General features: G+C 67.4%; 17 protein-coding genes. 8 read left to right on the top strand and 9 right to left on the bottom strand.

Annotated features, from left to right (window positions below; all coding sequences use genetic code 11):
* Positions 1-4 precede the first annotated feature (4 nt).
* Positions 5-1,018, bottom strand: coding sequence for a hydroxymethylbilane synthase (hemC, locus tag AC07UK_RS12015; RefSeq protein WP_494686752.1), 1,014 nt, complete (start codon positions 1,016-1,018; stop codon positions 5-7).
* A 77-nt stretch (positions 1,019-1,095) separates the two neighbouring features.
* Here hemC and ppc point away from each other — a divergent pair, with 77 nt between their 5' ends.
* Positions 1,096-4,143: a phosphoenolpyruvate carboxylase gene (gene ppc, locus AC07UK_RS12010; RefSeq protein ID WP_494686753.1), complete on the top strand. Its 3,048-nt coding sequence runs from the start codon at positions 1,096-1,098 to the stop codon at positions 4,141-4,143.
* A gap of 102 nt (positions 4,144-4,245) precedes the next feature.
* Here the strand turns inward: ppc and AC07UK_RS12005 are convergent, their stop codons facing one another.
* Positions 4,246-4,872, bottom strand: a complete 627-nt coding sequence (locus tag AC07UK_RS12005; protein ID WP_013957759.1) for a ferritin-like domain-containing protein — start codon at positions 4,870-4,872, stop codon at positions 4,246-4,248.
* A gap of 160 nt (positions 4,873-5,032) precedes the next feature.
* Between AC07UK_RS12005 and AC07UK_RS12000 the strand changes: the two genes are divergently transcribed.
* The 7 genes from AC07UK_RS12000 (at position 5,033) to AC07UK_RS11970 (ending at position 11,315) form a co-directional block, all read left to right on the top strand.
* On the top strand, positions 5,033-5,629 hold the full coding sequence (locus AC07UK_RS12000) for a sigma-70 family RNA polymerase sigma factor (RefSeq protein WP_010813835.1): 597 nt from the start codon (positions 5,033-5,035) through the stop codon (positions 5,627-5,629).
* The gene (locus AC07UK_RS11995; RefSeq protein ID WP_436222459.1) at positions 5,626-6,378 is read left to right on the top strand and encodes an anti-sigma factor; all 753 of its coding nucleotides are present in this window, start codon (positions 5,626-5,628) and stop codon (positions 6,376-6,378) included. Before AC07UK_RS12000 ends, AC07UK_RS11995 begins: the two co-directional genes overlap by 4 nt.
* Before the next feature lie 133 nt (positions 6,379-6,511).
* Positions 6,512-7,924, top strand: coding sequence for an argininosuccinate lyase (gene argH / locus AC07UK_RS11990; protein WP_494686754.1), 1,413 nt, complete (start codon positions 6,512-6,514; stop codon positions 7,922-7,924).
* A gap of 191 nt (positions 7,925-8,115) precedes the next feature.
* On the top strand, positions 8,116-8,658 hold the full coding sequence (locus tag AC07UK_RS11985; protein WP_035816603.1) for a TRAP transporter small permease subunit: 543 nt from the start codon (positions 8,116-8,118) through the stop codon (positions 8,656-8,658).
* The gene (locus AC07UK_RS11980; protein WP_494686755.1) at positions 8,655-10,388 is read left to right on the top strand and encodes a TRAP transporter large permease; all 1,734 of its coding nucleotides are present in this window, start codon (positions 8,655-8,657) and stop codon (positions 10,386-10,388) included. Before AC07UK_RS11985 ends, AC07UK_RS11980 begins: the two co-directional genes overlap by 4 nt.
* Positions 10,389-10,675: 287 nt before the next feature.
* Complete coding sequence (locus tag AC07UK_RS11975; RefSeq protein WP_494686756.1) at positions 10,676-10,912, top strand: FitA-like ribbon-helix-helix domain-containing protein; 237 nt, start codon at positions 10,676-10,678, stop codon at positions 10,910-10,912.
* Positions 10,899-11,315, top strand: coding sequence for a type II toxin-antitoxin system VapC family toxin (locus tag AC07UK_RS11970; RefSeq protein WP_026200786.1), 417 nt, complete (start codon positions 10,899-10,901; stop codon positions 11,313-11,315). The genes AC07UK_RS11975 and AC07UK_RS11970 overlap by 14 nt, the downstream gene beginning before the upstream one ends.
* A 64-nt stretch (positions 11,316-11,379) precedes the next feature.
* Here AC07UK_RS11970 and AC07UK_RS11965 read toward each other — a convergent pair whose 3' ends face one another.
* From AC07UK_RS11965 to fdh3B, 7 genes are all read right to left on the bottom strand, one after another.
* Positions 11,380-13,653 (bottom strand): Orn/Lys/Arg family decarboxylase, encoded by a 2,274-nt coding sequence (locus tag AC07UK_RS11965; protein ID WP_436222464.1) that lies wholly within the window; start codon positions 13,651-13,653, stop codon positions 11,380-11,382.
* A gap of 150 nt (positions 13,654-13,803) precedes the next feature.
* Positions 13,804-14,370, bottom strand: coding sequence for a dCTP deaminase (gene dcd / locus AC07UK_RS11960; protein ID WP_010813843.1), 567 nt, complete (start codon positions 14,368-14,370; stop codon positions 13,804-13,806).
* A gap of 97 nt (positions 14,371-14,467) precedes the next feature.
* Positions 14,468-15,298: a formate dehydrogenase accessory sulfurtransferase FdhD gene (locus AC07UK_RS11955; RefSeq protein ID WP_436222465.1), complete on the bottom strand. Its 831-nt coding sequence runs from the start codon at positions 15,296-15,298 to the stop codon at positions 14,468-14,470.
* A 63-nt stretch (positions 15,299-15,361) separates the two neighbouring features.
* Entirely contained in the window at positions 15,362-15,751 is a 390-nt protein-coding gene (locus AC07UK_RS11950) for a hypothetical protein (RefSeq protein ID WP_436222466.1), read from the bottom strand.
* Between the two features lie 33 nt (positions 15,752-15,784).
* The gene (locus AC07UK_RS11945) at positions 15,785-16,993 is read right to left on the bottom strand and encodes a formate dehydrogenase subunit gamma (RefSeq protein WP_436222467.1); all 1,209 of its coding nucleotides are present in this window, start codon (positions 16,991-16,993) and stop codon (positions 15,785-15,787) included.
* 65 nt (positions 16,994-17,058) lie between these two features.
* Positions 17,059-17,295 carry a hypothetical protein gene (locus AC07UK_RS11940; RefSeq protein ID WP_436222468.1) on the bottom strand — a complete coding sequence of 79 codons (237 nt, stop codon included), beginning with the start codon at positions 17,293-17,295 and terminating at the stop codon, positions 17,059-17,061.
* The gene (fdh3B, locus tag AC07UK_RS11935) at positions 17,292-17,969 is read right to left on the bottom strand and encodes a formate dehydrogenase FDH3 subunit beta (RefSeq protein ID WP_494686757.1); all 678 of its coding nucleotides are present in this window, start codon (positions 17,967-17,969) and stop codon (positions 17,292-17,294) included. The genes AC07UK_RS11940 and fdh3B overlap by 4 nt, the downstream gene beginning before the upstream one ends.
* Position 17,970: the final 1 nt, after the last annotated feature.

The following is a 17,970-nucleotide window of genomic DNA, read 5'->3' as shown; positions in this document are numbered from 1 at the left end:
AGCCTCAGGCAGGAGCTTGGGAGCCGGCGGGATCGCCAGAATCGGCCAGTGCCGCGAGGATGGCTTCGGCACCCTGCGCCAGCAGGTCGCGCGCGCAGGCCTGGCCCAGCGCTTCGGCGGCGGCCAGGTCAGCAGCCGGTCCGGACGCGGCAGCGCGGATGGCGCGCGTGCCATCGGGCAAGGCGACAAAGGCGTCCAACTTCAGCTGATCGCCTTCCCAGCGCGCATGGGCGGCCAGCGGCACCTGGCACGAGCCGCCCAGCATGCGCGACACGGCGCGCTCGGCGGTCACGGCCAGCGCCGTCGGCTGGTGGTTCAGGGTTGCCAGCCATTGCGCCAGTTCAGGGCGGTTGGCCGGGATCTCGATGCCGAGGGCGCCCTGGCCTGCGGCCGGCAGCGACACGTCGATCGGGATCAGCGCGCGGATGCGCTCGCCCAGGCCCAGGCGCTTGAGGCCGGCGGCGGCCAGGATGATGGCGCCGTATTCGCCGCGATCCAGCTTGCCCAGCCGCGTGTCCAGGTTGCCGCGCAGCGGCTTGATCACGAGTTGCGGGTAGCGGCTGCGCAGCGCGGCTTCACGGCGCAGGCTGGAGGTGCCGACCACGGTGCCGGCCGGCATGTCGTCCAGCGAGGCGTAGGCGGAAGACACCAGCGCGTCGCGCGGATCCTCGCGTTCCATCACCGCGGTCAGGGCGAAGCCTTCGGGCAACTCCATCGGCACATCCTTGAGCGAATGCACCGCCAGGTCCGCCCGGCCTTCGTCCATCGCGAACTCCAGTTCTTTGACAAACAAACCCTTGCCGCCGACTTTGGACAGCGTACGGTCTAGAATCTGGTCTCCGCGCGTCGTCATGCCAAGAATGGACACGTCGCACGCGGGATAGTATTGTTGCAACGCAGCACGCACATGTTCTGCCTGCCACAGGGCCAGACGGCTCTCTCGGGAGGCAATGACGAGCTTTTGCGGAAGATTGCGAGACACGACAGCGGTAGAGGAAGACAGGGTGGCAGACGACATGCGTCAATGGTAGCACGCGACCCAATAGCCCCTCCGCACCAATAGATAAGCTTAGAGAAGCAGAACGAGGAGATTGCATGACGCAGCATGCTGCGCGCCCCAACGGCCGGCGGACCGCCCCGGCTGCGAAAGACCAAAGCCCTGCCCTCGGCGCCGGCCAAGGTGACGCAAACGGCGCATCCACCACCGAATCGAAACGCCCCGCCACCCGCAGCGGGACCAAACGCTCCCCCAAGCCCAAGCTTTCCATCGTGTCGAGCAACGGAACCGCCATCGCCCCCACCGCCCGCCGCACTGCTGACAAGGACGTGCCGCTGCGCGAGGACATCCGCTTCCTGGGCCGCCTGCTGGGCGAATGCCTGCGCGAACAGGAAGGCGACGCCGCCTTCGAGGTGGTCGAGACCATCCGCCAGACCGCGGTGCGCTTCCGCCGCGAAAACGACCGCGCCGCCGGCGCGGAGCTGGACCGCCTGCTCAAGCGCCTGTCGCGCGACCAGACCAACCAGGTCGTGCGCGCGTTCAGCTATTTCTCGCACCTGGCCAATATCGCCGAGGACCAGCACCACAACCGCCGCCGCCGCGTGCACGCGCTGGCCGGCTCGCCGCCGCAGGCGGGCAGCCTGGCCCACGCGCTGGAGGCGATCGACGCCGCCGGCGTGACCGGCAAGCAGCTGCGCAAGTTCCTGGACGAGGCGCTGATCGTGCCGGTGCTGACCGCGCACCCGACCGAAGTCCAGCGCAAGAGTATTCTCGACGCCGAACGTGAGATCGCCCGCCTGCTGGCCGAGCGCGACCTGCCGATGACCGCGCGCGAGCGCGAGCACAACACCGCGCAGCTGCGCGCCAAGGTCACCACGCTGTGGCAGACCCGCATGCTGCGCGATTCGCGCCTGACGGTGGCCGACGAGATCGAAAACGCCCTGTCGTACTACCGCACCTGCTTCCTGCGCGGCATCCCGCAGCTGATGAGCGAGCTGGAAGAAGACATCGCCGCGGTGTTCCCCGCCACGCGCAAGCGCAAGGGCACCCCGGGAGCCCCGGGCACGAAGGCGGCGCCGCTGGCCCCGTTCCTGCAGATGGGCTCCTGGATCGGCGGCGACCGCGACGGCAACCCCAACGTCACTGCCGAGACGCTGGAGCACGCCGCCAGCCAGCAGGGGCAGATGATCATCGACTGGTACCTGGATGAAGTCCATGCGCTGGGCGCGGAGCTGTCGATGTCGACGCTGATGGTCGACGCCAGCGCGGAACTGCTGGCGCTGGCCGAGCGCTCGCCCGACCACTCCGAGCATCGCGCCGACGAGCCCTACCGCCGCGCGCTGATCGGCATCTACGCGCGCCTGGCCGCAACCAGCAAGGCGCTGACCGGCCATGCCGTGCCGCGCCGCCCGGTGGCGCCGGCCGAGCCCTATGACAGCGCCGAGGTCTTTGCCGCCGATGTGCAGGTGGTGGTCGACTCGCTGCGCGCCAACCATGGCCAGGCGCTGGCCAATGGCCGCATCGACGCGCTGGCGCGCGCCATCGGCGTGTTCGGCTTCCACCTGGCATCGGTCGACATGCGCCAGGTCTCGGACGTGCACGAGGCGGTCATCGCCGAGCTGTTCGCCGCCGCCGGCATCGCCCCCGACTACGCCGCCCTGCCCGAGGCGCGCAAGCTGGAACTGCTGCTGGCCGAACTGCGCCAGCCGCGCCTGCTGACGCTGCCGTGGCATGAGTACTCCGAGCAGACCCGCAAGGAACTGGCGATCTTCGCCGCCGCGCGCGAGCTTCGCGCGCGCTATGGCAAGCGCATTGCGCGCAACTACATCATCTCGCACACCGAGACGCTGTCGGACCTGGTCGAAGTGATGCTGCTGCAGAAGGAATCCGGCATGCTGCAGGGCACGCTGGGCAGCAAGACCGACCCGGCGCGCATGGAGCTGATGGTGATCCCGCTGTTCGAGACCATCGAGGACTTGCGCAACGCCGCCGGCATCATGGAGTCGCTGCTGGACCTGCCGGGCTTTGACTCGGTGATCGCGCACCATGGCGTCGAGCAGGAAGTGATGCTGGGCTACTCGGACTCGAACAAGGACGGCGGCTTCCTGACTTCCACCTGGGAGCTGTACAAGGCCGAGCTGGCGCTGGTGCAGCTGTTCGAGCAGCGCCAGGTCAAGCTGCGCCTGTTCCACGGCCGCGGCGGCACCGTCGGCCGCGGTGGCGGCCCGACCTACGATGCCATCCTGTCGCAGCCGCCGGGCACCGTGAACGGCCAGATCCGCCTCACCGAACAGGGCGAGATCATCAACAGCAAGTTCGCCAACGCCGAGATCGGCCGGCGCAACCTGGAAACGGTGGTCGCGGCCACGCTGGAAGCGTCGCTGCTGCCGCAGCAGAACGCGCCCAGGGACCTCGACATGTTCGAGGCGGTGATGCAGCAGCTGTCGGACCGCGCCTTCACGGCCTACCGCGACCTGGTGTATGAGACCCCGGGTTTCAAGGACTACTTCTTCGCCACCACGCCGATCACCGAGATCGCCGACCTGAACCTGGGTTCGCGCCCGGCCTCGCGCAAGCTGATGGACAAGAAGCACCGCCGCATCGAAGACCTGCGGGCAATCCCGTGGGGCTTCTCGTGGGGCCAGTGCCGGCTGCTGCTGCCGGGCTGGTACGGCTTCGGCAGCGCGGTCAAGTCGCTGCTGGACACTGCGCCGGACGACAAGGCGCGCAAGCTGGCCGTGACCACGCTGCGCCGCATGGTCAAGACCTGGCCGTTCTTCTCGACGCTGCTGTCCAACATGGACATGGTGCTGGCCAAGACCGACCTGGCCGTGGCCTCGCGCTACGCCCAGCTGTGCGACGACGCGGCCCTGCGCCGCACCGTGTTCAACCGCATCAGCAAGGAATGGCACCTGACCTGCGAGATGCTGACACTGGTCACCGGCCACCAGGAACGGCTGGCGGACAACCCGCTGCTGGCGCGCTCGATCAAGAACCGCTTTGCGTATCTCGATCCGCTGAACCACTTGCAGGTCGAGCTGCTCAAGCGTTTCCGCTCGGGCAAGGATGGCGATGACATCCGGGTGCGGCGCGGCATCCACCTGACCATCAACGGGGTCGCGGCGGGCCTGCGCAATACGGGCTGATTGGCGTCAGAGTGCTGCCGGTTCGCGCCCCTCTCCCGCGTGCGGCAGAGGGGCGCGTCCACATCGGGCGGCAGCTTTTTCAAATGGCGCCAGTCTACCCCCTCACCCCACAAACGCCCCCGGCACCGGATCTTCACCCAGCGCGTGCAGCAGCACCGCCCAGTGCATCGCCTCGTCCCCGAGGATGCTGCCGGCGGCGCGGGTCAGTTCGCGGTTGTGGAAGTTCGGCAGCACGCCCAGGTAGGCGGCGGTGGCGCCCTTCTCCAGCCCCGCGGCAAAACGCAGCACATCGGCCTGGGTCTTCAGCTTTTCAGTCGGGAATGTGTATTCCGACGCCTTCTTCGCCACCACCGGCGTGCCGCCCAGCTTCGACACTGTCCCGGCCAGCACCTGCGCGTGCGCCTTGTGGTGGTCCTGGAACTTGACCGCGGTGGCAAGCACCGGCTTTTGCAGCAGGCCGCTTTCCGCGCCGACCTGATAGGCGGCGATCGCCTGGTATTCCAGCCCCAGCGCGGTGTTCAGGATATTGATGTCGTCCCTGGTGCTGCCCGACTGGGTCTGCGCCCAGGCTGGCATGGACTCGCCAAGGCTGATGACGGCCAGCGAGCCCAGCGCGAACAGCCCCGGCGCCTTGAGCAGCCCGCGGCGGCGCGCATCGGGCGCGGTCACAATGCGGTCACGGGAATCGGTCGGATCTGCCGTGGCGGCAGTCGTGCGCATGCGTTCCATGGTGTTCTCCTGTGTGGGATCAAGGGCGCCGCGGCCCGCAGCCTGGGGCCGCCATCGTGCGCCTGCCACCTGATACGCACGCCGGGGCCAATCGGATGCAAGGTCGTGCCTATAATCCGGCAACACCCTTTCGAGAGACGCCCCGGTGCCCCCTTCTCCGGTGTCCCCTTCCGCCGAAACCTACGCCGCGCCGCCCGGCGCCGAGCGTCTTGCGGCCCTGCTCCAGGCCGTGGCCATCGGCGAGCGGCAGGCGCTGCGCGGCCTCTATGACCTCACCGCGACGAAACTGTTTGGCCTTGCGCTGCGTATCACTGGCAGGCGTGATTGGGCGGAGGATGTCGTGCAGGAAAGCTTTGTCAGCATCTGGCACCACGCCGGCGACTACCGGCCGCACCTGGCCGCGCCGATGACCTGGATGACCGCGATCGTGCGCAACCGCGCGCTGGACTGCCTGCGCCGGGCAAGCGCGGCACGCGTCGGGCAGACGGTCGAGCTGGACGAAGACCTGGGCGAATGGCTGGCCGACGACACGGCCGGGCCCGCGGAACTGGCCGATGCCAGCCAGCAGGCACGCGCGCTCAACCGCTGCCTGCAGCGCCTGGAGCAGCCGCAGCGCCAGGCCATCATGCTGGCCTACCTGCAGGACCTGAGCCACGCCGAGCTGGCCGCCCGGCTGCGCGCGCCGCTGGGGACGGTCAAGTCGTGGATCCGGCGCGGCCTGGAGCGGCTGCGCAGCTGCATGGAGGGCGCGGCATGAAGCTGGCCAGCCATCCCGACCTGCTCGACCGCATCGCCGCGCAGTACGCGCTGGGGGTGCTGCGCGGCGGCGCACGGCGCCGCCTGGAACAACTCGCGCGCGAAGAGCCCGCGGTGCGCGCCGCGATCCACCGCTGGCAGGCACGGCTGGCGGGCGTGGCCGAGCTGCAGGCGGCCGCCGAGCCGGTCGACAAGGTGTGGTGCGGGATCGAGGATCGCCTCGGCTGGAAGGTGGCAGATTCGGCCAGTCAGCCGGCCCGCCCGGCCCGTGACACCCGTCCCGCGGACGGCTGGTGGCAGCGCCTGTGGTCGGCCCCGGTGTTCTGGCGTGGCGCCGCGGCGGCAATGGCCATGGTGGCGGTGCTGGCCGTCGGCATCGGCATCCAGCTGGCCCGGCAGGATCAGGCGGCGCCGGCCGAGGTCGTCGCCGTGCTGAACGACGACCGTGCCCAGCCTGCGATGCTGGTGTCGTGGGATGCCGGCGCACGCAGCCTGATCGTGCGCCGCCTGGATCACCTGGCCCTGAGCGACCAGCAGGTATTGCAGCTGTGGGCGCTGCCTGCGGGTGGCAAGCCGCAGTCACTGGGCGTGATCGGCCGGGCACCCGAAGCCCGGCTGGCGCTGGCGCGGTTGCCCGCGGCGGCGCCCGCGCTGGCGGTCAGCATCGAGCCGCCGGGCGGCTCGCCCAATGCCGATGGGCCAAGCGGCCCGGTGGTGTTCAAGGGGCCTGTGATCCACAGCCGGCTCTGAGGATCGGCGCTGCCGTGCCGGCCGGCGCCGCCAGCGGGCCGGCGGGCGATATAATCGCCGTTTCCCAATTTCTCGCGCCCGCCGCCGTCCACACGCCGGCGCCTGCCCGCGCGAGCCACTGCAGCCGACGTCCATGTCCACCTCCCAACTTGCCAAGAAAGGCGAAGCCTGGTCCGCCCGCTTCTCCGAACCGATGTCCGACCTGGTGAAGCGCTACACCGCCTCGGTGTTCTTCGACAAGCGCCTGGCCCTGTTCGACATCCAGGGCTCGCTGGCCCACGCGGCCATGCTGGCAAAGCAGGGCATCATCGCCGAGGCCGACCGCGCCGAGATCGAGCGCGGCATGGCGCAGATCAAGGCCGAGATCGAGGCCGGCGGCTTCGAGTGGAAGCTGGACCTGGAAGACGTCCACCTGAACATCGAGGCGCGCCTGACAGCGCTGGTGGGTGATGCCGGCAAGCGCCTGCACACCGGCCGCTCGCGCAATGACCAGGTCGCCACCGACATCCGCCTGTGGCTGCGCAGCGAGATCGACAACATCATCGTGCTGCTGGGCGCGCTGCGCGCCTCGCTGCTGGACCTGGCCGAACAGAACGCCGACACCATCCTGCCCGGCTTCACCCACCTGCAGGTGGCGCAGCCGGTGACTTTCGGTCACCACCTGCTGGCCTACAACGAGATGTTCACGCGCGATGCCGAGCGCATGGCCGACTGCCGCAAGCGCGTCAATCGCCTGCCGCTGGGCGCGGCCGCGCTGGCCGGCACCAGCTATCCGATCGACCGCGAGTTCGTGGCGCAGCAGCTGGGCTTCGACGGCGTGTGCCGCAACTCGCTCGATGCCGTGTCGGACCGCGATTTCGCCATTGAATTCTGCGCCGCCGCCGCGCTGGTGATGACGCACGTGTCGCGCTTCTCGGAAGAACTGGTGCTGTGGATGAGCCCGCGCGTGGGCTTTATCGACATCGCCGACCGCTTCTGCACCGGCAGCTCGATCATGCCGCAGAAGAAGAACCCGGACGTGCCCGAACTGGCGCGCGGCAAGACCGGCCGCGTCAACGGCCACCTGATCGGCCTGCTGACCCTGATGAAGGGCCAGCCGCTGGCGTACAACAAGGACAACCAGGAAGACAAGGAGCCGCTGTTCGATACGGTCGATACCGTGGTGGACACGCTGCGCATCTTCGCCGACATGGTGCCGGGCATCACCGTCAAGCCGGAAGCGATGCGCGCCGCCGCGCTGCAGGGCTACGCCACTGCCACCGACCTGGCCGACTACCTGGTCAAGAAGGGCCTGCCCTTCCGCGACGCCCACGAAGCCGTGGCCCACGCGGTGCGCGCCTGCGACAGCCGCCAGTGCGACCTGGCCGACCTGAGCGTGGCCGAGCTGCGTGAGGTCTCGGGCCTGGGCGACAAGGCCGCGCTGATCGGCGACGACGTGCACACGGTGCTGACGCTGGAAGGCTCGGTCGCCGCGCGCGACCATATCGGCGGCACGGCGCCGGCGCAGGTGCGCGCCGCTATCGCGGCCGCACGCGCGGCGCTGTAACAGCGGGCCACCCTGTAAGTTTCGCGTAAGTTTTACGCAAGAAGAAGCCACCGCGGCGCGAGCCCGGTGGCTTTTTCTATTGATATTCCCCATTCTGGCGCAATCTCGTCGCCCCCGTAGGTAGTAGCCCCTAGCGCCTGTAGATTTTGTTACAGATAAACTAATCGCCGCAAAAACCGGGGAGACAACCCATGTATTACTTGCTTGGTCTGTCACGACAGATCGACAGGTTGAATCAGCACACTGGCAGGCTTGCAAACATCATGATCCTGCTGTCGTGCCTGATCAGCGCAGGCAACGCCCTTCTGCGCTATGGCTTCAACTTGAGCGACAACTGGCCACTCGAACTGCAGTGGTACATGTTTGCCATTGCCGTGATGTTCGGCACCTCCTACACCTTCCAGCGCAATGAGCACGTGCGCGTAGACCTGATCTACGGCAACGTCTCGGAACGCGCGCAGCACTGGATCGACATCTTCGGCATCGTCGTGTTCCTGCTGCCGTCGTGCGTGCTGTTCACCTGGCTGTCGTGGGATTCGTTGTTTCTGCCCTCGTGGCGCATCCTCGAGCAATCGGGCAATTCCGGCGGCCTGCCGCGTTACCCGATCAAGCTGGTGGTGCCCGTCGGCTTCGCCTTGCTGACGCTGCAGGGCGTGTCCGAACTGATCAAGCGCTTCGCCGCCCTCAAGGGCCTGGTGCGCATCGAATCCAAGTACGAGAGGCCGGTTCAATGATTCCGTTGGAATATATGCCGCCGCTGATGTTCGGCGGCCTGGTGGTATTCATGCTGATCGGCTTCCCGGTCGCGTTCTCGCTGTCGGCGGTGGGCCTGGCCTTCGGCTTCCTGGCGATTGAATGGGGTTACTTCCCGATCAGCTTCCTGCAGGCCGTGCCGAGCCGCGTGTTCGGCAGCGTGCTGGCCAACGAGCTGCTGCTGGCGATCCCGTTCTTCACCTTCATGGGCGCCATCCTGGAGAAGTGCGGGCTGGCCGAGGACATGCTGGACTCCATGGGCCAGCTGTTCGGCCCGGTGCGCGGCGGCCTGGGTTATTCGGTGATCATCGTCGGCTTCATCCTGGGCGCGATCACGGGCACGGTGGCCGCACAGGTGATCGCCATGGCGATGATCTCGCTGCCGGTGATGATGCGCTACCGCTACAACATGAAGTACGCCACCGGCGTGCTGGCCGCGTCGGGCACCATCACGCAGCTGGTGCCGCCGTCGCTGGTGCTGGTGGTGCTGGCCGACCAGCTCAAGACCCCGATGGGCAGCGCCGACGTGGGCAGCATGTACCTGGGCGCGTGGGGCCCGTCGGTGGTGCAGATCGCGCTGTTCGCGCTCTATACCTTCATGCTGGCCCGCTTCAAGCCTGACTGGCTGCCGCCGGTGCCGCCGGAGGCGCGCACGCTGCGCGGCTGGGCGCTGTGGCGCAAATGCCTGCGCGGCATCATCCCGTGCGCGGTGCTGATCTTCCTGGTGCTGGGCACGATCATGATGGGCATTGCCACGCCGACCGAATCCGGCGCCATGGGCGCAGTCGGCGCCCTGGTGCTGGCCGTGATCCGCGACAAGGCCTTCAGCCGCATCGACCGCCAGATCTATCGCGTCGGCATCGCCGCCGCGCTGGTGGCCGCCGCCGTCGGCATCTTCGCCTTTGGCTCGCACGTGTTCCGTATCCCGCTGGCGGTGGTGTACCTGGTCATCCTCTGGCTGCTGCTGCGCGCCGGCCAGATGACCGAACTGCGCCTGCTGATCGTCGATGCCTACCAGTCCACCGCGCGCCTCACCGCGATGGTGGTGTTCATCCTGATCGGCTCCACCTGCTTCTCGGTGGTGTTCCAGGGCGTGGATGGCGGCGCATGGGTGGAACACCTGTTCACCTCGCTGCCGGGCGGCTGGATCGGCTTCCTGATCGTGGTGAACCTGTTCATCTTCTTCCTGGCATTCTTCCTCGACTTCTTCGAGATCGCCTTTATCGTGGTGCCGATGCTGGCGCCGGTGGCGGTCAAGGTGCTGGCGCCGGTGGTGGCCGACTCCATGGGCGGCAATCCGGAAGCCGCGGCTACGGCGGCGCTGGTGTGGTTCGGCGTGATGCTGTGCGTGAACATGCAGACCTCGTTCATGCACCCGCCGTTCGGCTTCGCGCTGTTCTACCTGCGCGGCATCGCGCCGAAGGAAGTGAAGAGCTCGGACATCTACTGGGGCGCCCTGCCCTGGGTTGGCCTGCAGATGGTGATGGTGGTCATGGTGATGTTCCTGCCGGGCATGGTGACGGGGCTGCTGGACAAGGGATCGCTCAAGCACAGCAACGCGGCAGAGGTCAGTATCCCGCTTGGCGGAGAGCCGGAGAAACCGGCGTCGGCACCAGGACCAGCCGCCCCGCCGGGTTCGCTGGAACTGCCAGGCGCGGCACCGGCACCTGAGCCCGCGGCACCACAGTTCGAGTTCGAAAAGAAGAACTGACCGGATAGTCGATCCAAGGCCCCGCAGCAATGCGGGGCCTTTTTTTCATTGGCGCGGGGCCGCGCCGGCGCCGGCGTGCGATTGCGAATCGGCTCATCGACCGGCGCGCTTGCGTGGCCCAGACTGGCCCTGTGTTCTGCGAACCGACCCCAGGAGAGCCGCCATGCAAACCCACCACACCCTTCGACCGACCGGGCACGGCAACGATGCACCGCCTGCCATCAATACGTGACCGCCGTATTGATAACAATGCTATCATCCCTTCATCCGATGGTGAGGAGGTCAAGATGGCAACACTACTCGTTCGTGGCATCGATGAATCCCTGGTCCAGCGCCTGCGCGAGCGGGCCGTCGCCAACGGCCGCAGCGCCGAGGCCGAGCACCGCGCCATCCTGGCGCAGGCGCTGGGCGGCACGCGCCGGCGCAGCTTTGCCGATGTGCTGGCCAGCATGCCTGACGTCGGCCACGACGCCGACTTCGAGCGGATCCAGGATCCGGGCGAGGCGCCGCGTGTATTTGATTGATACCAACGTCATCAGCGAGACGCGCAAGCGCGAGCGCGCCAACCCCGGCGTGCGCGCGTTCTTCCGGCAGGCGGCGCGGGAAGGTGCCGCGCTCTACCTGTCGGCGCTGACCGTGGGCGAGCTCCAGCGCGGCGTTGCGCTGATCCGCCATCGCGGCGATACGGCGCAGGCCGCGGTGCTGGAGCAATGGCTGGCAACCGTGCTGGAGGACTTTGGCCGGCAGGTGTTGCCGGTCGATGCCGACGTCGCCCAGGTCTGGGGCCAGCTGCGCGCGCCGCGGCCTGAGCATGCGCTGGACAAGTTCATTGCCGCCACCGCGCTGATCCACGACCTGACCATTGTCACGCGCAATGTGGAGGACTTCCGCGGCACGGGCGCGATGCTGCTGAATCCGTTCACCTAGCCCAAAAGAGAAAGGGCCCCGCATCGCGGGGCCCTGCTCACGTCAGCGGGACGCAGACTGGCGCTCAGCCGTCCTGCTTCACGCAGTCGACAAAGTACGCCTTCTTGCCGTCGACCTCGTCCTCGACCAGGCCGTGGATGTCGGTCTCGAAGCCCGGGAACAGCTTGTTGAACTCACGCGCGAACTTCAGGTACTGCACGATGGTGCGGTTGAAGCGCTCGCCCGGAATCAGCAGCGGAATGCCCGGCGGGTACGGCGTCAGCAGGATGGCGGTGACGCGGCCTTCCAGGTCGTCGACCGGCACGCGCTCGATCTCGCGGTGCGCCATCATGGCCCAGGCGTCCGACGGCTTCATCGCCGGCTCCATGTCCGACAGGTACATCTCCGTCGTCACACGGGCCACGTCGTTGGCCTTGTACACGCTGTGGATCGCATCGCACAGGTCACGCAGGCCCATGCGCTCGTACTGCGGATGCTTGCCGACGAATTCCGGCAGCACGCGCCACAGCGGCTGGTTCTGGTCGTAGTCGTCCTTGAACTGCTGCAGCTCGGTCACCAGCGAGTTCCAGCGGCCCTTGGTGATGCCGATGGTGAACATGATGAAGAACGAGTACAGCCCGGTCTTCTCGATGATGATGCCGTGCTCGGCCAGGTACTTGGTGACGATGGCCGCCGGGATGCCGCGTTCGCTGAACTCGCCGTCCACGTCCAGGCCCGGGGTGATGATGGTGGCCTTGATCGGGTCGAGCAGGTTGAAGCCGTCGGCCAGGTCGCCGAAGCCGTGCCAGCGCTCATTGGCCTTGAGCATCCATTCCTCGCGGTCGCCGATGCCGTCTTCGATCAGCGCGTCCGGGCCCCACACCTTGAACCACCAGTCGCCGTTCTTGCCATCGTCATAATCGCCCTCGACCTTGCGCATGGCGCGGCGGAAATCCATCGCCTCCTGGATGCTCTCTTCCACCAGCGCGGTGCCGCCCGGCGCTTCCATCATCGCCGCGGCCACGTCGCACGAGGCAATGATCGAGTACTGCGGGCTGGTCGAGGTGTGCATCAGGTACGCCTCGTTGAAGCGGTAGCGGTCCAGCTTGCGCGTCTCGGAATCCTGCACCAGGATTTGCGAGGCCTGCGACAGGCCCGCCAGCAGCTTGTGCGTGGACTGCGTGGCGAACACCAGCGCGTCCTTGCTGCGCGGGCGGTCCTTGCCGATCGCGTGCATGTTGCGATAGAAGTCGTGGAAGGCCGCATGCGGCAGCCAGGCTTCATCGAAGTGCAGCGTGTCGATCTCGGCCGCCAGCATTTCCTTGATCTGCTCGGCGTTGTACAGCACGCCATCGTACGTACCCTGGGTGATGGTCAGGATGCGCGGCTTCTGGTTCTTGGCCTTGCTGGCGAACGGGTGGTTGGCGATCTTCTTCCTGATCGTTTCCGGGTCGAACTCGCTCTTCGGGATCGGGCCGATGATGCCGTAGTGGTTGCGCGTAGGCATCAGGAAGACCGGGATCGCGCCCGTCATCATGATCGCGTGCAGGATCGACTTGTGGCAGTTGCGGTCCACCACCACGATGTCACCCGGCGCCACGTTGGCATGCCACACCATCTTGTTCGAGGTGGAGGTGCCGTTGGTGACGAAGTACATGTGGTCGGAGTTGAAGATGCGCGCGGCATTGCGCTCCGACGCGGCCACCGGGCCGGTGTGATCCAGCAGCTGGCCCAGCTCGTCGACCGCGTTGCAGACGTCGGCGCGCAGCATGTTCTCGCCGAAGAACTGGTGGAACACCTGGCCCACCGGGCTCTTCAGGAACGCCACGCCGCCCGAGTGCCCCGGGCAGTGCCACGAGTACGAGCTGTCCTGCGCGTAGTCGATCAGCGCCTTGAAGAACGGCGGCGCCAGCGTGTCGAGGTAGACCTTGGCTTCGCGGATGATGTGGCGTGCCACGAATTCCGGCGTGTCCTCGAACATGTGGATGAAGCCGTGCAGCTCGCGCAGGATATCGTTGGGGATATGCCGCGAAGTGCGGGTCTCGCCGTACAGGAAGATCGGCAGGTCCGAGTTGCGGCGGCGCACTTCGGCGACGAAGGCGCGCAGCTTTTCGATGGCGGCGGCCTCGAGCTGGTCCTCGCCGTCGCGCGTGAACTCGTCGTCGTCGATCGACACGATAAAGCTCGATGCCCGGCTGGACTGCTGGGCAAACGACGTCAGGTCGCCGTAGCTGGTCAGGCCCATGACCTCCATGCCCTCTTTCTCGATCGCCTCGGCCAGCGCGCGAATGCCCGAGCCGGAGATGTTCTCGGAGCGAAAGTCTTCGTCAATGATGATGACGGGGAAACGGAATTTCATCAGGCATCCTTGATGGAAAGCAGGACATGAAGGACTTGAGCCACATGGCCGGCGGGAGGTTCCCCGCTGCGGCGACATGTGGCTCTGACGTCAGGTGTGGCGGCCATTCTCGGGGCCAGCCATCCGGCAAACGCCGGCATTGTAATGCGCTCAGGTCTTCGGCAGTGTGACACCGTGCTGACCCTGGTACTTGCCGCCCCGGTCACGGTACGAGGTCTCGCAGACTTCGTCGCTCTCGAAGAACAGCACCTGGGCGCAACCCTCGCCGGCGTAGATCTTGGCGGGCAGCGGCGTGGTGTTGGAGAACTCCAGCGTCACATAGCCTTCCCATTCAGGCTCGAACGGCGTCACGTTGACGATGATGCCGCAACGGGCATAGGTGCTCTTGCCCAGGCAGATAGTCAGCACGCTGCGCGGGATCCGGAAGTACTCCATCGTGCGCGCCAGCGCGAACGAGTTGGGCGGGATGATGCAGACATCGCCCTTGAAATCCACGAACGACTTCTCGTCAAAATTCTTCGGATCGACGATGGTGCTGTTGATATTGGTGAAGATCTTGAATTCGTCGGCGCAGCGGATGTCGTAGCCGTAGCTCGAAGTGCCGTACGAGACGATCTTGCGCCCGTCCTGCTCCCGGACCTGGCCTGGCGCGAACGGCTCGATCATGCCGTGCTGCTCCGCCATGCGGCGGATCCACTTGTCGGATTTGATGCTCATAAGGTTGGGAGGGTAAACACACTGGCTCGGAGTGCGCCGCATTGTACAACCAATCGGCGCCCGCCCTTGCAAGCAAACGCAAGCAGCCAGGTGCCGCTTACGCCACCGCGTCTTCCGGCAGGCGGTGGCGGAAGCGCTCGCGCCCGGTGTAGAGCAGGAAGTGCTTGCCGGTGCAGCGCGCGAACAGCGTCAGGTTGACGCGCCGGGCCATCTGGTAGCCCATCTGGGTCACGCCCGAGCGCGACAGCAGGAACGGGATGCCCATCTGCGCGCCCTTGATCACCATCTCGGAGGTCAGGCGCCCGGTGGTGTAGAAGATCTTGTCGCTGCCCGTCATGCCTTCCAGCCACATGCGGCCGGCGATGGCGTCCACGGCGTTGTGGCGGCCGACGTCCTCGATGAACATCAGCAGCTCGGTGCCCTGGAACAGCGCGCAGCCGTGCACCGAGCCAGCCTGCTTGTAGACCGACTGCTGCAGCCGGATGGTGTCGATGATGCCGTACAGGGTGTCCTGGTCCAGCATGGCGCCCACCGGCAGGCGGATGTTGTCGACCTCATCGAGCAACGAGCCGAACACGGTGCCTTGCCCGCAGCCGGTGGTCACCACGCGGCGCGCGGTGCGTTCCTCGATGCGGTCCACGCCATTGCGCGTGGTCACGGCGGCCGACTCGGTTTCCCAGTCGACCTGCACCGCGGCGATGTCTTCGATCGACTCCACCAGCCGCTGGTTGCGCAGGTAGCCCAGCACCAGGTGCTCGGGCGCGCCGCCCAGGGTCATCAGCGTGACCAGCTCGCGCTTGTCGAGGTAGACCGTCAGCGGACGCTCGCCCGGCAGGTAGGCCGCGCGCACGCGGCCCTGCTCGTCGACGACTTCAACCTCTTCGATCAGGGGAACGGCTGCCTGGGTAAGCTCGGGACGCAGGGTCATGACGAGGGGCTCGGGACTGCTGGTGAGGGCCCCGCGCCGCGCGCGGCGTGCGTGGGGCTGTGGTTACGGCGCCTTTGCAGGGGATTGTACCGCGCCGGCCGCGGCCGGTCTGGCCTCGGCCGCGGTGCTTGCCACGGCTGGCGCCGGAGCCGCAGGCGCAGCGGCGGTCGGCGCCACAAACGGGCCCGGATCGGCACATGCGGCGGTCTGCGACGGCGCGTGGGTTTCCTGGCCGTGGGCCTTGCGCTCGGCAAAGTAACGCGCCGCGGTCTTGTCCTGCGCGCGGCACAACTGGTAGGCGGCGACCTTGTCGGCCCAGGCGGCGCGCGCCTTGGTCTCGGCGGCCTTGGCCTGCTGGGCCTCGGTCGGCGGCGGCAGCTTGGCCAGCGCGCCGGTGGCAAAGGTGGCGCCCGCACACAGGGCAAGCAGCGTCAGGGTGCGTGTCATCGTCATGGTGAATTCCGCATGGTCTGGTTGGCGCCGGCCTCAGGCTTCGCCCGGGGTATGCCGGGTGTTGCGCCCCGCGGCGGCTTCCGGGCTGGCCGAACGCTGGGCCGGGATCTTGCCCGACTTGATGTCGTCGTACCAGTGCTCGTGGTGCTCCTTGGCCCAGGCCTCGTCCACCCAGCCGTCGCGCATGGCGCGGTAGGCGCCTTCCATGCCGACCGTGCCCATGTAGATATGGCCGCACGCCATCGCGATCATCAGCACGGCCGAGATCCCGTGGATCACGTTGGCGATCTGCATGGTCGCGCGGTAGTAGTCCATGCCCGGGACGATCATGTCCAGCACCCAGCCCGAGGCCGACAGCACCAGCCCGAACACGAACACGCCGATCCAGAACCACATCTTCTCGCCGGCATTGAAGCGCCCGCTCGGCACATGCTTGCCGGATGCCAGGCCGCCAAGGCTGGTCACCCAGCGCATGTCGTCGCGGCTGGGCAGGTTGTCGCGCACGAACACCACGAAGCCCACGATCACCGACAGCGTAAAGATCGGGCCGATCACGTTGTGCAGGTTCTTCAGCACGTAAGTCAGCCAGCCGAACAGCATGTGGCCCATCAGCGGCAGCAGGAAATGCTTGCCCAGCAGCAGCACGATGCCCGACACCGCCAGCACCACGAACGAGATCGCCATGGTCCAGTGGACAATGCGCTCAAGCGGCGTGAAGCGCTCGATCATGCGGCCGGTGCGCGGCGTGCGCAGCGGGATGGTTCCGCGCCAGAGGAAGAAGCCCAGGATGGCAAGCGGCACCACCAGCAGCAGCCAGCCGCCCCATACGGTGATGACGCCGTTGCGGAACAGGCGCCATTGCTGCCCGGTGCGCTGGATCAGCACGCCGGCTTCCTTGTCGGGCAGGCTGCTGTAGTGGCGCTGGTCGGAATTGACCTCGCGCCAGACCGGCGCATTGTTGCCGGGCTGCTCGACGGTGCGGCCCTTCTGCGACTGCGCCTCGGCGGCGATGTCGCGGCGTGGCACGTTGAAGATGTTTTCCGACGCGATGCCGGCCAGCGGCTGGACCGGGTGCGTGGCCGGGTTGTTGGTGTCGGCGCTGGCCTGTGCGGCGGCCGGTGCCGGTGGTGCCGAGGCCGGCGCCTGTGCGGCGGCGGTGCCGGCAAAGGCCGCCAGTGCCAGGGCGCCGGCGCTGAGCCAGCGCCGCCAGCCTGTGCGGCATGCATTCTGCGACGGCGTCATGTGCGCTCCTTCGGATCGTCGAGGACCAGCGCCCGGCTTGCCGGGGCGGCCCAACTGCAGCGCCTTCATTGCGTGCGGTTGTACTCGTTCTGCAACTGGTTGCGCTGGCGGATCTGGTTGCCCCAGCTGGTCTTGTCGCCCTGCGTCCAGCCCTTGGCCACGAACGGATCGTCCGGGGCGCCCTGGTAGGCCTGGGCGTCTGCCTTGCGGTGCGACGGGCCGATGGTCTGCGGCTTCTCGCCGCATGCTGCCAGCAGCACGCCGCACAGCGACAGCAATGCAACAACGCGGACGCGGTTCATGACGCTTGCCCTCCCGAGGCCGCGGGTGCGGCCGGTGCAGCGGGCGCCGGCTGTGCCGGTTGGGCCGGCTGGGCCGCGCCGCCCTTGGCGGTGCCGTAGGCCGTACCCCAGCCGAACACGTCGCCGCCGGTGCCGCGCTTGATCACGCGGTTGCGCAGGATGTCGGCGATCACATCGCCGTCGCCGCCCAGCAGCGCCTTGGTCGAGCACATCTCGGCGCACAGCGGCAGCTTGCCTTCGGCCAGGCGGTTGCGGCCGTACTTCTCGAACTCGGCATCCGAGCCATTCTTTTCCGGGCCGCCCGCGCAGAAGGTGCACTTGTCCATCTTGCCGCGCACGCCGAAGGTGCCGGTCGACGGGAACTGCGGCGCGCCGAACGGGCAGGCGTAGGAACAGTAGCCGCAGCCGATGCAGACATCCTTGTCGTGCAGCACCACGCCGTCCTCGGTGCGGTAGAAGCAGTCGACCGGGCAGACCGCCATGCAGGGCGCGTCCGAACAGTGCATGCAGGCCACCGAGATCGATTTCTCGGCGCCGACCATGCCGTCGTTGACGGTGACCACGCGGCGCCGGTTCACGCCCCAGGGCACCTCGTGCTCGTTCTTGCAGGCAGTGACGCAGCTGTTGCACTCGATGCAGCGCTCGGCGTCACAGATAAATTTCATGCGTGCCATG

This window comes from Cupriavidus sp. GW821-FHT07C08 (assembly GCF_059419025.1).
This window is presented reverse-complemented; position numbering and strand designations above follow the sequence as displayed.